This is a genomic window from Xenorhabdus sp. IM139775, from assembly GCF_028598745.1.
In the GTDB taxonomy this organism is placed as follows: domain Bacteria; phylum Pseudomonadota; class Gammaproteobacteria; order Enterobacterales; family Enterobacteriaceae; genus Xenorhabdus.
The window spans coordinates 15,851-31,069 of record NZ_JAQRFK010000038.1 but is presented as its reverse complement, the minus strand read 5'-3'; the positions used below and the strand labels follow the sequence as shown (position 1 = coordinate 31,069).

Sequence of the window (15,219 nt, the reverse complement as noted above, 5' to 3'; positions counted from 1 at the left end):
AAATAGTCAAGAAAGGTGACGAATACAGTTTTATTTCTCTCTATGATGAGAAATTTAATCCTGTCCTTGCCAGCCCGGATTTTGAGGCATTGCACCGGGGAGAAGTATTACCGGACGTTGCAAAAAGTCAGGCCATGATTAAAGAAGCCGATCATCTTATTTTTATTTATCCTATCTGGTGGTTTGGCCAGCCCGCGATTCTTAAAGGGTGGATTGATCGGGTATTTTCCAATGGCTTTGCTTATTATGAAGACGAAAAAGTGTTTACCCCTCATCTGACCGGAAAATCAGCCACCGTATTTATCACGTTAGGTACGGCAGAACAGGTTCTGGTTCAGAATGGCATGGAGTTAGATAACTTTATGCGTGATATGACACTGGGAACATTGGGGCTGGTGGGTATCTATCCGACAAAAGTTGTGCCTTTCTATGCCATCCCCAAAATCAGTGATGCAGAAAGAAAAGCCATGCTGGAATCTATTACCCTTTAGCCAATATCATAATTTTCGATAAATCTCGCCCAATGGCGCTAATAGTGGGCGAGATCCTCGGTTAATCCAGCTTAAAATCAAGTTGAAGCGTGACATTGGGTGAGATATCCGCCGGTTTAGCACCCACTGAACTGGCGCGCCCGACAGCATCCAGTGCGGCATTATCCAATGCGTCGTTGCCGGAGGAGTTAACCACCCTGGCGGCGGTTAATGTGCCGTCATCTGACAGGGTAAAGTTAACCGTAACGGTGCCCTGCTGTTTCATTCTCTTTGCCTTGCGGGGATAGCGCTTATGGCGTTCAATTTCTTGCCGCAGCCTTGCCCGGTAATTGTCTGTTTCACGGTTTCCCTGTCCGACCAACGGTTGTGATGTTGCCGCGCGGCTCATACTGCCTGCTGAGTTAATCTGATCGTTACCGTGGGTTTCCTGCTCTGTCTGGTTTTCTTTCTGTACCTGCGCTGACTGGGTGGTTTTCTTTTCTGCCACTGCTGGCGGTTTTTCTTTCTGCTGTTTTTGGCGTTTCTTGGCTTCTTGTGGTTTTTCCACCTTGATATCAGGGTAAACCGCCCTATCCAGTGCTATTTCCGGTTTGGCCGGTGATTGTGGCGCAGTCAAAAGCGGGGAGGGCGGAGCGACAGGCTCCGGCTCACTTTCCCATGCCGGAGCTGCCACCATCGTAATGGATAGCCCCGTGGCAGCGGTGTTGTTGTCGATATGATGGGCGGTATCATCATAGGGTTCGTGTCGGTTAAACAGCCATATTAGACTGATATGTAACGAAATGGCGATCAGTATCCCTACCAGCACGCCCTTTTGTGGCATCAAGGGAGAGCCGGCTGCTGGATTATCTAATATGGCGGTATGGGTCATACTATCCTCTAAAATTAGCCGCTAGAACTGGCTGGTCAGACTGAGTTTAAAGGTTCTTCCCGGCGCTGGCAGCATCGAACGTGTCAGCGGATCGAGATAGTAACGGTTGGTCAGGTTGGTGCCGGTCAACTCCATGGAGACAGCCGGCGTGATTTGATAGCTGATATAGGCATCAACCGTAAACACCGGATTCCAGCGCATTGGGTTATTGGACTGTCCTTTATAACTGTCCGGTAACGCATTCATCAGCCATTTTTCCTCTTTATTTTCCGCCTTGCTGTGATAGAGCATGCGGCTGCCCAGCTCCAGTTTTTCATCCAACAGGCGGCCACCGACGGTCAGGTTAGCGGAATATTGAGGCTGGATAGAGGTGCGCAAATAACCACCGGGGAAACCGCCATCAATACATTCAGGGATGCCATGACGATTTTGGGAATCCATTCTCATCACCGAGTTATGGTCACAGACCTTGTTTTTCATATTATAGGTTAGCCCCATGTCGGTGAAGAAACTGCCATTATCATAACGTGCCTGTAATTCCAGACCAGCCAATTTCTGTTTATCCATTTGGGCGAAATGATAAGTGTTGTCCCTGTCGAACACATTTTCAATCACGGTATTGTAGTAAGCGAGTTTGATATCGGCATGGCGTTCAGCATCAACCAACTGGCTGAAATCATAAACAAAGCCGACTTCAGTGGTTTTGGCACGCTCAGGCTTAAACCGCTGACCGACGCGGTTGTCTAAGGTTCCTGAAAAACCGACGGTATCGGCAAAAATGCTGGGCATTCTTACCGCTTCAACATAGCGGGTATAGAGACGGAGATCGTCCGTGACATAAGCAGTGGCCGAAAATGCAGGTGCCCAGGCATGATCCTTACGTTTTGCAGGCGTTTCCCAAGGGTCGTCAACATCAGGGCCTGATATACCATTGGCATCAACTTTTCCGCCGTATTCATATTTATAGGCTTCCTTACCGCTTATTGGGTCGATAACCCGTTCATTCATATCCAGTTGGCTGTTGAAATAGGGATTATCGCTTTTATTGAGCTTGCCGGTGCCGGGATCGTATTTCCATTCGAATTTTTCAGAAATCATATTGCGTTTTTGACCATCACGTGAAGTGATTGTGTCTTCTATTTTTCTTACCTTATCACGTAATGCTTTTTTTTCTTTCCTGCTAAGTTTGGAGTAATATTCTTCGTCTGAGCGTCTCTTGAAATTAATGGCTTCTTCTTCTGTTGGAGTTCTCTTGTAGCTCATTTCATGCCCGATGGTTTCCGACTGTTTTCCGTAACGCCAATCCTTTGCAGCACGTCGTTCATTAAGCAAATCATCTTGCGACCAATAGGAGACACGTTTGGCACCAGCTTTCAGTTCCAGCCATGAAGTCGGCCGCCAGTCAAAATTAAAGGCGAGATTGATTTCCTGACGCTGCCCTTTTCGCGATGCTGACTGGAAAAAGTACATATTGGTGGCATTGTAGTCATCATTGGAGCCAAGGCGTTCCCGTTGGAAATTTCCCATTAAGGTCAGATCCAGAGTGGGGTGTAAGGTAAATTTATTGGAGAGATCGACCCCCCAACGGTTATTCTGGGAATGAGTTGTGGCGCCATCGATCAACGTACCATCAATATTGGCGCTTCTTTTACTACTACGACCATTTTCCCAATCCCAGTCCCTATTAACGGGGGTGCGCGGATATCCCCCGGAGGTGTTGGTATTGCTGGTGGTGCGGGTTGTCCACAGGCTTAGGTCGAAATCAACATAAGGGTTATCCGTGGGCTGCCATTTATAGCTCAGGTTGGCCGCTTGCTGGTGGACATTCGCCAGTGGCCATTGGGGAACCTTATTCTCTGCGGGATCAACCCAGCCCAAGCGTGAGGGCATAATGTCGCCAAATTCCATGCGGGTATCACGAAGACCTAACAGCAGTATCTGATCATCGCTGAAACGCCAACTGTTCTTGATTAACACGGAGCGCATCTCACTGGAAGTATTGGGAACTTCATTGCCGGGGCGATAGATACGGGCGGCAAACGGCAGATAAGGATCTAATGTTGTCCGGGCGCCTTTCATCAGTTCCCGGTCAGCTTGTGTAATAGCTTCATCATAACGATGAGCGCCCCCTTTGCCGGCAAAATAGTTCCCCTGACGGCGGTAAGCATAGGCCAGCATCAGGTCAAAATATTCCTGCCGTGTACCCACCGCGACGCGGAAGGCATTATCTTTAAAGCCAAACAGTTTATTGTCTTTCGATGAGTGGGGTGTGACCTGTAAGGCCGGGTCAGTTTCGATACCATTGCGGGCAAAATTCGGCACATCGCGGTAGTCTTGTCCCAATGACAGGGATGGTGTGCGCTCTCTGACGGAATTACTGCTGGTTTCCAGTTTGGTATTGATACCGAAGGTTTCCCCTTTCGGTACCACATCATCAATGCCTAAGGTTTTAATGGAGACGGCACCGCCGACAGAGCCTTTGATTCCACGGCTGAGAGAAGGGCCTTTTTCAATTTCAATGCTACTGATTAAGTTTGGATCGATATAGTTGCGGTTATTGGCACCATTGTAGCCACGCCCGACGGTAATCGCCTGTTCTGTACCATCAATCGTAACGGGAATACGCCCTTGCCCCTGAACACCACGAATATTGATATCCAGGGCACCGCTATTACGGGCATCACCGCTGTATACGCCAACCGCCCCTTTAAGTAAATCGGCGGGAGAAGTGCCCTTATAGCGTTCGATTTCCTTTTTGCCGATATAAATATTGGAGATATCTTTGTCATAAACCGCATCATAACCGGCTTCATCTTTATCACTGTTCTCTGTGACGCGAATTTTGCCAAGATCTGTCTTGCTGCTTGAGGCCGTCACCGTTGGTTTGGATTCGGCAAACAGCGGCGGTGCAGCCAGTGAAAATGCCAGTGATACTGCAATTGTGATAGGGGTGAATTGTGTTTTAATACGGTATGCCATGGATATCTCTTGCCTCGATTTGTCGATCATCATCACACAAATAAAAAACAGAACCTTTTGGTTAAAAATACTTTTCCAGCCGGATGAGGATTTCGTTTTTGTTATAGCTGTACAGCCAATCCACATTGCTGTGATTGCGCCGATGGCGGAACGTCACAGAAGGTGTCATCCCCCAAATTTCTGCGGCCGGCACTTTAATCACCGCGCTGTAAATCTGTTCGTTATCCTGACGTCGAGCCTTCATCATTGGGCTATAAGCCCCGAAATGGCGCTGTTTCAGTGTGGCAAACAGGGAACCGTTAATGCCGGGATAGATCTGTCCGGCAATCCCCGCCCGAACGCCCCATTGCTGATAGCGATCCACGGCATACTGCTTGTTGTCGCGGTAAACCCAATCGCCGCCGCCAAACAGGACAACGTCTTTGTTGATGGAATGGAACAGGGTGAGATAGGTTGAGGAAAAGCTGCCATCTTTCCGGCGGAACGGTTGTTGGTAACGTAGCTGTTTATGCTCAAGCTCCACATTAAGGGCGGTTTGGGCAGTGAAAGCCCATCGCCACTCGGTCTTGGCTCCGGTGGCACGGTAACCGGCATCGTCTGCACGTTGTTTATATTCAAACAGGGGGCCAAACGAGAAATCATGACGCTTGCTTTTATAGTTATAGCCGCCCACCAGCAGCAACGTGTTTTCGTTTTCATCGTGGTAATCACGGTAATTTTCGCCATAAATCAGGCTACGGCCAAAAATGCCGTGATGGCCGGCAAGCTGATAGCGCCGGTTTAATGTGGCGTCATAAGACATGCCCCAGGCTTTGACGGCTTTTGGTATTCCCTTTTTAAACGCACATTGAGCTCCCACGTAGTGCGTACAGATTGGTTCCTGATCAGGCGACATATTGACGTTATCGTTGTAGGCGTAACCGGCCGAGAAAGAGCCGCGCCAACTGTTTCTCAGCGCTATCGCTTCCAGATAGCTGTTAATATTTTTCAGTACGGCTTCTTGGAGGGTTTGTGCCTGATACAATCCGGTAAACAGTTGCTCGGCTTCCCGATTTTTATGATCTTCAAAATAGACCCGGGCCAGTTCCAGTGTGATACGGGGAAAATCGGGCTGTTGATGCAGGATTTGTTGGTAATGATCGGCGGCGAGATCCAAGTCTCCGTCAATACGTGCCAGCCCCCCTTGGGCAAAATTGACCAACATCACATCATGCTCCGGCAATTTTAGATAAGCCGTGAGGAAGCGCCTGACATCCGGCCATTGTTGATGGTTAATGGCGAGAAATAATGCCTGACCGATATCATTAATCGTGTTTTCAACCTGAAAGGTTTGCCCATTAATGACAATTAACGACGAACCATTCTCAGTAAAAACGGGGTCTGGTGTAATCAGGCTGGCTTCATTTTCTCGTTGATTGTGTTGCGCCTCCTGCCAGATTTTGTGGCTGGTATCGTCATCGGCATAGCTTGGCAGGGACAGGCCTAAAGCCACCACTGCGGTGAGTAATATAGAGGGTGTTCGATTATCAGACATCGTAAAACCAGATCACAAAGCCCACGTTATTAAACATAAATGGCCATAAATTAAATAAAGCCGTTAAATAAAACAGTAATAAATAGAAACCTAATAAATAAAAACAGAGAACAGCACCAAAAATGGCACTGTTCTCTGGATAATTAAGGATTACTGTTTAGAACCACCGAAAGCGGTATCTTTGGAATGATCACCAGCAAATTTTGCATATCCAGCCAGACTGGATGCGCTGTCGCCAAAGAAGTGACCTTCTGTTGTTCCGGCAAGGTTACCAATCTTAGCGTCCCCCTCAAACTTAGCATCAGCACCGATATCGGCATCGATATTTAGTGTCATTGCAGTATTTGCCATTGACCCAATCAGCGTTTTTTCACCGAAATCTGCGGTTAATGTACCGGACAGGGCGTTGCTACCACTGTACTGGTTAATACCGGTCACCGCATAAGTTGCTGTACCGTCAGTTGGTATATTGGTGGTAATGTCTTTGCCCGCATAATAAACCGTATGAGTCTTATCATCGGCTTTACCCGTCTGTGACCATTCACCGAAGTAAACATCCGCATTGGCCACTTTGCTGAAATGGAATACCCCCATCCCGCCGTGAGAACCTGCCATCGAAATATTATGGATACCATTGCTGTCAGCCGGTGCCATGCGGGTTAAGCCAGCAAAGCCAGTGATTTGACCACCATAAACGGAGCTGACACCAATACCCGGTTCCCCGCCTTTGCCACCATGTGGGCCTGAGCCTGGTTGGGTTACACCAACTTTAATGTACGATGGTGTGCTTATTTGACTCTGACCAAATCCAACTGCTGCCTGAGCCTGAGCCTGAGCCTGTGCCATAAATCCCAGTGCGCCTAAAGCGGCGACTAATACATTCAATTTTTTCATCATTATCCTCGTTTGGAATGGGGGATCCCTCGTTACCCAATCTTAAAAACGGCCTGATTTATTGCGCGAGAAAAAAGTACACCGTTCAAATGATAATGTAAATGATAATTATTACTATTTGTTACACTGGTAATAGGGTTTATTCGTCATTGGTTCTGGTTATTTTGTTGATTTTTATTTGATTTTTAGCATTTTAAATCAGACTTAAACACGCTGATTTTTTATTGAAAATGTGAGGTGGGTAGATTTTATTTACTGACGTTATTTTATTGTTAATAATATAATTAGCCTTGAAAGAATTTCACACGTAATTAAATTTAGCGAATGATGTAACCACTTATTATAATTAAAACTATTCCATCTATTTTATATGGATAACGATTCATTCCCTGTTATGGTGAAATTTGGCAACAAAACATTCGTTAAATAAATTTTACTTATGTTTTAATTGCCTGCATTTATTGCAGGTAATTAACGTTAAATTCGTGACTTGAAAGAATGAAAAAGGTCTAATGGGAGAACCATGATGGAAGCAAAAATAATTATTCAATCTGCTGAAGAACGGACTGATCTTGCTGATGAGGTGGACGTGCTGATTGATAACAATTGGCCGCTGTTTATGAATTATGATGCGGTCGCTGAAAAATATTGGGGCAAATTATATGAGCCAGGTTTCAGCCGCTTTCAAAAATTTGCCATTCTGCAACAGGGAAAAGAAGAGCGTCTTATTGGTTTGTTGAGCTCAATTCCTTTTCCCTGGGAACATCGTTCATTAGAGCAATTGCCTGATGAGGGGTGGGATGCGGTGTTCGAGGCGGGTGGGGCGGCGAAAGGAAAGGTGCAAGCCAACATGGTTTCCGCCCTGAGTGTCACGGTTGACCCGGCGTTCCGGGGTCAAAACATCCCGGCTTTACTCATCAACAGCCTGAAACAGACCGCCCGCAATGAAGGGTTGCAGGGGCTGGTTGTCCCTGTCAGGCCAAGTTTGAAAAGTCAATATCCCCTGCAAGACTTTGTCGAATATTGTGGTTGGAAAAATGATAAAGGCGAACCGTTTGATCCGTGGATTCGTACTCATTATCGTTTAGGGGCCAAAATCATCAAGCCAGCCCTTCGCTCGATGGATATTTATGGCACCGTGGAACAGTGGCAGGAATGGACAAACATGAAATTTCCGCAAAGCGGGGAGTATATCATTCCCGGTGGCTTGGTGCCGTTGGTTGTGGATGTTGAAAAACAGATGGCTTATTACATTGAACCTAATTTGTGGATGTCTCACAGCCTCGATTAGAAATATTTTTCTAACTGTATCTGGATTTCGTTCTTATCATAATTATACAACCAGCTCACACTACTGTTCGATCAACCGGTTAGGATGGGTATATACGGTTACCCGTCCCGGCTTGCAAAATCCGATCAACGTCAGATGACATTTCTGTGCGACTTCAATAGCAAGTGAGGTTGCGGCAGACACCGCAAATAAAATTTCCACCCCACAATTAGCCGATTTTTGCACCATCTCATAACTGGCGCGGCTGGAAACCAATACAGCGCCCTGTTGCCAGCCCATTTTTGCCCGCATTCCCAGTAACTTATCCAGCGCAACATGGCGGCCGATATCTTCACAACCTCCCAGTAATTTTCCTTCAGGATGAATCCAACCCGCCGCATGGGTACAGCCAGTGAGTGCGCCGATTTTCTGAACTTGCGGTAATTGGGTAAGCGCGGCATCAAGGTGAGAAAGTGAAAACGTTTGGGTGAAAGGCAAGGGCGCAATGGGACGAAAGACCTCGGTCAGTTGCTCAGTGCCGCAGATACCGCAACCTGTTCTTCCTGCCATATTGCGTCGGCGTTCTTTTAATCCCGCAAAGCGACGGCTGGAAAGTTCAATGTGCAGCTCAATGCCTCCGTGACAGCTCGCGATCGCATCAATACCCCGAATGTCTTGCACCGACGTGATGATCCCTTCCGACAATGAAAACCCGATGGCGAAATGGTCAAGATCTTTGGGACTCACCATCATCACGACATGGGAAATACCGTTATAGACTAATGCGACCGGTATTTCCTCAGCCACCCAATCCGGCTTTGGCTTGCCCAAGTGGTTACCGTGTCGGGTATTTTTTTGTTGGGCATTTTTTTGCTGGACATAAGTGCGGCAAGCACCGTTAATTTTTTCCATTGTTAACTGATTTCCTGACCCTGCATTATTCAAAGTGAATTCCCCAGTAGATTGATTCATAATACTGTTTGTGTGGATATAGACGGGGTTATAACAAGCCGCCCCCGATACCGAAAACGGTTCATTAATTTATTACTCGGTGTGTTAATAAGCAATGTGAGTGAGGAGATCTCCATGCAAGTCAGCAGAAGGCAGTTCTTTAAGATCTGCGCTGGCGGTATGGCAGGTACGACGGCAGCCGCGCTGGGGTTTGCCCCAACCGCTGCAATGGCACAAACACGTAACTACAAATTGCTGCGTGCGCGTGAAACCCGAAATACTTGTACATACTGCTCTGTCGGCTGTGGGTTATTGATGTACAGCCTTGGTGATGGCGCCAAAAATGCCAAATCGACGATTTTCCATATCGAAGGGGACCCGGGTCATCCAGTCAACCGGGGTGCCCTGTGTCCCAAAGGGGCCGGATTGGTGGATTTTATTCACAGCAAAAACCGTCTGCGCTATCCCGAATATCGTGCCCCGGGTTCCAATCAATGGCAGCGAATAAGCTGGCATGAAGCTTTCGACCGTATTGCGAGATTGATGAAACAAGATCGTGATGCCAATTTCATCAAGACCAATCAAGCCGGTGTGACGGTTAACCGTTGGCTGACGACGGGCATGTTGTGTGCGTCTGCGGCCAGTAACGAAACCGGTTTTTTATCGCAGAAATTTAGTCGCGCTCTCGGCATTCTTGCCGTAGACAACCAGCCGCGTGTCTGACACGGACCAACGGTAGCAAGTCTTGCTCCAACATTTGGTCGCGGTGCGATGACCAACCACTGGGTGGATATTAAGAATGCGAACTTGATTGTCGTGATGGGCGGGAATGCGGCGGAAGCACATCCTGTCGGTTTCCGTTGGGCGATGGAAGCCAAAATTCACAACAACGCTAAACTGATTGTTATCGATCCTCGTTTTACCCGTACGGCATCCGTGGCGGATTTCTACACGCCTATCCGTTCCGGGACGGATATTGTTTTCCTGTCTGGGGTGATTTTATACCTGATAACCCATGAAAAAATTCACCGTGAGTATGTTGAGGCTTACACCAATGCCAGCCTGATTGTGCGGGAAGATTTCTCGTTCGATGATGGCCTGTTCAGCGGCTATGATGCGGAAAATCGTCAGTACGATAAAACGACATGGAATTATGAACTGGATGAAAATGGTTACGCCAAACGCGACAAGACGTTGACTCACCCCCGTTGTGTCTGGAACCGGCTGAAAGCCCACGTCAGCCGTTATACTCCGGATGTCGTGACTGATATCTGTGGCACACCGAAGGAGGATTTCCTCAAGGTGTGTGAATATCTGGCGGAAACCAGCGTGAAAGATAAAACCACCTCTTTCTTGTATGCACTGGGTTGGACGCAACATTCCACTGGCGCGCAGAATATCCGTACTATGGCGATGATCCAACTGCTGCTCGGCAATATAGGCATGGCCGGTGGCGGCATTAACGCGCTGCGTGGTCACTCCAATATTCAGGGGCTGACGGATTTGGGATTGTTATCCCAGAGCCTGCCGGGTTATCTCTCCCTGCCGTCGGAGAAACAGCGCGATTTGCAAACTTATTTGCAGGCCAACACGCCAAAATCCACGGTGCCGGGGCAGGTCAACTATTGGCAGCATTATCCGAAGTTCTTTGTCAGCCTGATGAAGAGTTTCTATGGTGATCATGCCCGTCAGGAGAATGATTGGGGCTTTGATCTGTTGCCGAAGTGGGATAAACCTTACGATGTCCTGCAATACTTTGACATGATGTCGCAAGGGGAAGTGAATGGCTATCTCTGTCAGGGCTTCAACCCAATCGCCTCATTCCCGAACAAGAACAAAGTCGTCGCGGCTTTATCGAAGTTGAAGTTCTTGGTCACGGTTGATCCGCTCAGTACCGAAACATCATCATTCTGGCAAAATCATGGCGAGTTCAACGACGTTGATCCGGCGTCCATTCAGACCGAAGTTTTCCGTCTGCCCTGCTGCTGTTTTGCCGAAGAAAATGGTTCGATAGTCAATTCGTCCCGCTGGCTGCAATGGCACTGGAAAGGCGCGGATGCGCCGGGGGAAGCGATTGGGGATGGAGAAATTCTGGCGGGCATTTTCAAGCGGTTGCGTGATTTGTATCGCGAAGAAGGAGGCTCTGCGCCGGAACAAGTCCTGAGCATGACGTGGGATTATCTCGATCCTGACGCGCCAACACCGGAAGAGGTCGCACAAGACAATAACGGTCGTGCTTTGGCTGATTTGCGCGATGACAACGGCAATGTATTGGTGAAAAAAGGGCAGCAATTATCCTCTTTCGCCCAATTGCGTGATGATGGCAACACCGCCAGCGGCTGCTGGATTTTCGCCGGCAGTTGGACACCGGCAGGTAACCAGATGGCGCGCCGCGATAATGCCGATCCCTCCGGAATGGGGAATACGCTGGGTTGGGCATGGGCTTGGCCACTGAACCGCCGCATCCTGTATAACCGTGCCTCTGCTGATCCACTGGGCAATCCGTGGGACGCTAAACGTCAGTTGATCGCATGGGATGGCGATAAATGGCGCGGGGTGGATATTCCTGATTACAGCAATGCCGCGCCGGGAACGGATGTCGGGCCATTTATCATGCAGCCGGAAGGCATGGGGCGTCTGTTTGCCATCGACAAAATGGCAGAAGGGCCGTTCCCTGAGTATTACGAGCCGTTTGAAACGCCGTTGGGAACTAACCCGCTGCATCCCAATGTGGTTTCCAATCCGGCTGCCCGTGTGTTCAAGAGCGATTTCGAGGCGATGGGGAAAGCCGATAAATTCCCTTATGTGGGCACCACTTACCGCCTGACCGAACATTTCCATTTCTGGACCAAACATGCGCTGCTGAACGCCATTGCCCAGCCAGAGCAGTTTGTGGAAATTGGTGAACGGTTGGCGGCGGAGAAGGGCATCAAACAGGGCGATACCGTTAAATCATGTCATTGCAATCTCAAGACATCATTCGCCGCTCTGCCACGAATTCACTGACGCCCGCGCCGCGAGTGCGGGATCACCAGCAAGAAGTGGCAAAGCTGATTGATGTGACGACCTGTATTGGTTGTAAAGCCTGTCAGGTGGCCTGTTCAGAATGGAACGATATTCGTGATGAAATTGGGCACAACGTTGGTGTTTATGACAATCCGGCCATCAGCCCGACCATCACCTTCTGGAAAGGTATCTGGAAGCCATTGGCCGCCATTGGTTTTGCCGCGACGTTTGCTGCTTCCATTTTCCATTATGTGGGGATTGGCCCGAACCGGGTTTCCAAAGAGGAGGAAGAGAGCGCACTTAAGGATATGGAGGCGGACAAGGCAAACCATGAGGAGGTGAAGAAATGAAACCGCGCAACGATATCCTTATTCGCCATTCTCCGCTTGAGCGCATCAATCATTGGGCGGTGGTGATCTGTTTTCTGTTTACCACCATCAGTGGATTGGGATTTTTCTTTCCCTCCCTGAACTGGATGATGAATATCTTTGGTACGCCGCAACTGTCACGGATACTGCATCCGTTTGCGGGAGCGGTGATGTTCTTCCTGTTTGTGTTTATGTTTTTCAGATACTTCAAGCATAACCTGATCGACAGGGACGATATCGAATGGGCGAAGAATATTCACAAGGTGTTGCGTAATGAGGAAGCGGGGGATACCGGTCAGTATAACCTCGGTCAGAAAGGCATTTACTGATCCGTCAGTGTTTGCCTGTTTCTGCTGCTGGTCAGCGGCATCATAATCTGGCGTCCCTATTTTGCGCCCTATTTCCCGATCCCCTTGATTCGAATTGCGCTACTGGTTCACTCGCTGGCCGCGATTGGCCTGATCCTGACCATTATTGTCCATGCTTATGCGGCGTTCTGGGTCAAGGGATCGGTGCGGGCAATGGTCGAAGGTTGGGTCACCCGTGGCTGGGCGAAAAAACATCACCCACGCTGGTATCGTGACATTGTGAAGCGAGAGCGGGGAAAAGAGGAAGAGTAGCTTAACAAAACCGGAGGCCGTATTCCGCCTCCGGTTTTGTCAGATCTGATTGATTTTAATCGCGGAAGAGTGCCCTTAGCCTCTCATTCGCCTGCTGTTTATCAAAAGGTTCCAGCGATTCACTGGGTGATAAGCCGACATACTCTAATTCTTCTGCTTCTTCTTCCGACAGGACTTTCCTCTTTCTCAACTTAAGCAAGTCATTCCAATGCCAAATGCCACCTGAATCTTCCTCCGGACAGAGGCCATTCCCTGCGGTGACTTCGGGCTGGATAACATCTTTTGGCAGAATTTTCTCTACGGTTATCTGATGGTACCAATCATCACCAAAGTCATATTGGTAATCAAGTTCATCGCCAACGTCTTCCAGAAATACACCGATACGAATTTGGTCATATTGCTCTTCCGGGATATTGATTTCTGCAAGATTAAAGCTGTGCAAGTGCGCGTTTTTCCAGCCCATCGCATCTTGTATCACATAATGAAATTCATTCAGTGTCAGCTGATTGCTGACACGGAGCCGACGCCATACGGGCGGGCTTGCATCGAGTAAACTCACTTTGACCACCAAGCCTTGGGGTTCCATTTCCTCTTCTTGTTCCATATAGAAATATTCGAAACTGAGTTCGGCCAAGGAATCAAATAAATAAAACCGCTTGCGGTTTAACGCCGGATCTTTGAGGGCATAGGCCAAATCCAAGAATTGCTCCACCATGCGGGGTTCTTGTTCTGACAGCCTGTATTGTTCGATGATCGCCGAATAAGTCAGGCGTTCAATAAACAGCTCCCGGTTTGCATAGTAATAGAGCTTCAATAAGTCCCTGGGTTTTTTCGCCTTCAACAAATATTCTTCCGGTGCCAGCCAGCTCAGTAATAATGATGAACCCATCGTGATGCCAAGGCGATTGCGATCCTGCCGTTTGGCATTGGCCTGATAACCGAATTTTTGGCTCCAGTGTTCAAATTCAAAGGGTTCTGGCTGTGTCCATTCGAGGGGAAGCTGCGACAACCAATACAGTGAGTCGATATCAAGCGGTGTGTTTTTATTTTGCTGAACGGAAAGTATCCACGGTAAAATTTGTTGCAGCCAGTCAGGGGAGACAGGGGTAAAGTCAATATAATTATCGTGGGAGTTTAATTCGTCAATCAGCTCAGGGATGGTGCGCTCAGGCGCAACATTCAGCAAGCTCTCACGGATGCCCGATTTAAAATCCAGCATCATATTCATTTGGGATTTCTGGCTGCCCAGCGTAATTGACAACATCATGCTGGCACAGTCATTGCCATCAACATGCGTGACGTATAATTCATGTACCTCCGCGGCCTGCTGAACGCTCTTGTGGTGCGACATCGCCTTTTTTTTCCAGCGCTTAAAACAAGCGTGAATCGAGGGATGACGGTTGAATCGTGCACATAGATTGACAAGTTGCAGGTGGGATACGTTTGCCCATGCGGAGGAAGGGCAATCGTCCAATGCTTGTGCGCTGGCAAGGGCAATCGGTTCTTCAAAGTACTGGGTCAGCAGAAGCAAGGCATCAATGCCCCATGAAGGTTTGGCGACTTCCGAAAATAGATGAGGTAAGGCTTCATGGGGCGTGACGGAAAGACCGCCTTCAAAAAATTCAATGAACTCAATGCCGGACTGGATTTCAAACTCTTTAAACAGTTGGTTCAGATTTGGCGGGTCTGAAGGAAAATGAGCGATGTTGGTATCATCAGCATATTCTGAAGTATCCAGCAGTTGGGAGATGTCAATGTTGATATGAAACTTATTTCTTTTCAGAACCGCTACACATAACAACAGGGATTCATTATTAATCTCAAATTCTTCTTTGGTATTCACCAAAATTTGCTCAATGATCTCTTCAAAATGCTGTTTGGCCTCAGCAGGCAATTTATTGGCGGTTAATGCCAGCTCGGCGATGGCAACCTCAAGCCAATTGGTAATGCTGTACCCCATCCGGGACATAATCGTTTTGGGCAGGCTCAACACCATGCTGATCAACAAAAAGACATTCTCTGGTTCAGAAAACCAATCCATTTGTTGTGAGGATAGAGAACGCTGTTTTTCGGGAGTATTGGCGTATTTTGTGATTGCAGATAGCAATTTTTCAGGTGTCAGTATCATCATTAATCTCTTCAATTATCTGTATTTCAACCAAGAAGAGTGCGGGTTATCACGCCGTCAAATCCACCCTTCCCCCTTGTCACATACTAGTTTAACCTGAATTTTTG

General features: G+C 48.0%; 9 protein-coding genes and 2 pseudogenes. 5 read left to right on the top strand and 6 right to left on the bottom strand.

Annotated elements, in window-relative coordinates; all coding sequences use genetic code 11:
• The first annotated feature begins 2 nt into the window (after positions 1 to 2).
• Positions 3 to 491, top strand: a complete 489-nt coding sequence (locus PSI17_RS09830; protein ID WP_273551824.1) for an NAD(P)H-dependent oxidoreductase — start codon at positions 3 to 5, stop codon at positions 489 to 491.
• Positions 492 to 552: 61 nt separating this feature from the next.
• On the opposite strand, the gene PSI17_RS09825 is transcribed toward PSI17_RS09830, so the two are convergent.
• The 4 genes from PSI17_RS09825 to PSI17_RS09810 form a co-directional block, all read right to left on the bottom strand.
• Positions 553 to 1,362, bottom strand: a complete 810-nt coding sequence (locus PSI17_RS09825; RefSeq protein ID WP_273551823.1) for a TonB family protein — start codon at positions 1,360 to 1,362, stop codon at positions 553 to 555.
• Positions 1,363 to 1,383: 21 nt separating this feature from the next.
• The gene (locus tag PSI17_RS09820; RefSeq protein WP_273551822.1) at positions 1,384 to 4,341 is read right to left on the bottom strand and encodes a TonB-dependent receptor domain-containing protein; all 2,958 of its coding nucleotides are present in this window, start codon (positions 4,339 to 4,341) and stop codon (positions 1,384 to 1,386) included.
• Positions 4,342 to 4,402: 61 nt separating this feature from the next.
• Positions 4,403 to 5,875: a porin family protein gene (locus PSI17_RS09815; RefSeq protein ID WP_273551821.1), complete on the bottom strand. Its 1,473-nt coding sequence runs from the start codon at positions 5,873 to 5,875 to the stop codon at positions 4,403 to 4,405.
• A 150-nt stretch (positions 5,876 to 6,025) separates the two neighbouring features.
• Positions 6,026 to 6,769, bottom strand: a complete 744-nt coding sequence (locus tag PSI17_RS09810; RefSeq protein ID WP_273551820.1) for a Slam-dependent surface lipoprotein — start codon at positions 6,767 to 6,769, stop codon at positions 6,026 to 6,028.
• A 526-nt stretch (positions 6,770 to 7,295) separates the two neighbouring features.
• On the opposite strand from PSI17_RS09810, the gene PSI17_RS09805 reads away from it, so the two are divergent.
• Positions 7,296 to 8,060, top strand: a complete 765-nt coding sequence (locus tag PSI17_RS09805; RefSeq protein ID WP_273551819.1) for a GNAT family N-acetyltransferase — start codon at positions 7,296 to 7,298, stop codon at positions 8,058 to 8,060.
• A 60-nt stretch (positions 8,061 to 8,120) separates the two neighbouring features.
• Here the strand turns inward: PSI17_RS09805 and fdhD are convergent, their stop codons facing one another.
• A complete protein-coding gene (gene fdhD / locus PSI17_RS09800) occupies positions 8,121 to 8,951 on the bottom strand; it encodes a formate dehydrogenase accessory sulfurtransferase FdhD (protein WP_273551818.1) in 831 nt (276 codons plus the stop codon).
• A gap of 174 nt (positions 8,952 to 9,125) precedes the next feature.
• Here fdhD and fdnG point away from each other — a divergent pair.
• From fdnG to fdoI, 3 genes and pseudogenes are all read left to right on the top strand, one after another.
• A pseudogene (gene fdnG / locus PSI17_RS09795) lies at positions 9,126 to 11,942 on the top strand (formate dehydrogenase-N subunit alpha); the annotation flags it as partial.
• A gap of 2 nt (positions 11,943 to 11,944) precedes the next feature.
• Entirely contained in the window at positions 11,945 to 12,346 is a 402-nt protein-coding gene (locus PSI17_RS09790; RefSeq protein WP_273551817.1) for a formate dehydrogenase N subunit beta transmembrane domain-containing protein, read from the top strand.
• Positions 12,343 to 12,984 (top strand): annotated as a pseudogene (gene fdoI / locus PSI17_RS09785) (formate dehydrogenase cytochrome b556 subunit). The gene PSI17_RS09790 and the pseudogene fdoI overlap by 4 nt, the downstream one beginning before the upstream one ends.
• A gap of 55 nt (positions 12,985 to 13,039) precedes the next feature.
• Here the strand turns inward: fdoI and PSI17_RS09780 are convergent.
• The gene (locus PSI17_RS09780; RefSeq protein WP_273551816.1) at positions 13,040 to 15,115 is read right to left on the bottom strand and encodes a plasmid pRiA4b ORF-3 family protein; all 2,076 of its coding nucleotides are present in this window, start codon (positions 15,113 to 15,115) and stop codon (positions 13,040 to 13,042) included.
• Positions 15,116 to 15,219 lie beyond the last annotated feature (104 nt).

What these genes read in the sequence shown, in the direction of transcription:
- PSI17_RS09825 (WP_273551823.1), bottom strand. Translation starts at nt 1,362, where the DNA reads ATGACCCATACCGCCATATTAGATAATCCAGCAGCCGGCTCTCCCTTG.
- fdhD (WP_273551818.1), bottom strand. Translation starts at nt 8,951, where the DNA reads ATGGAAAAAATTAACGGTGCTTGCCGCACTTATGTCCAGCAAAAAAAT.
- PSI17_RS09805 (WP_273551819.1), top strand. Translation starts at nt 7,296, where the DNA reads ATGGAAGCAAAAATAATTATTCAATCTGCTGAAGAACGGACTGATCTT.
- PSI17_RS09790 (WP_273551817.1), top strand. Translation starts at nt 11,945, where the DNA reads ATGTCATTGCAATCTCAAGACATCATTCGCCGCTCTGCCACGAATTCA.
- PSI17_RS09815 (WP_273551821.1), bottom strand. Translation starts at nt 5,875, where the DNA reads ATGTCTGATAATCGAACACCCTCTATATTACTCACCGCAGTGGTGGCT.
- PSI17_RS09820 (WP_273551822.1), bottom strand. Translation starts at nt 4,341, where the DNA reads ATGGCATACCGTATTAAAACACAATTCACCCCTATCACAATTGCAGTA.
- PSI17_RS09810 (WP_273551820.1), bottom strand. Translation starts at nt 6,769, where the DNA reads ATGAAAAAATTGAATGTATTAGTCGCCGCTTTAGGCGCACTGGGATTT.
- PSI17_RS09780 (WP_273551816.1), bottom strand. Translation starts at nt 15,115, where the DNA reads ATGATGATACTGACACCTGAAAAATTGCTATCTGCAATCACAAAATAC.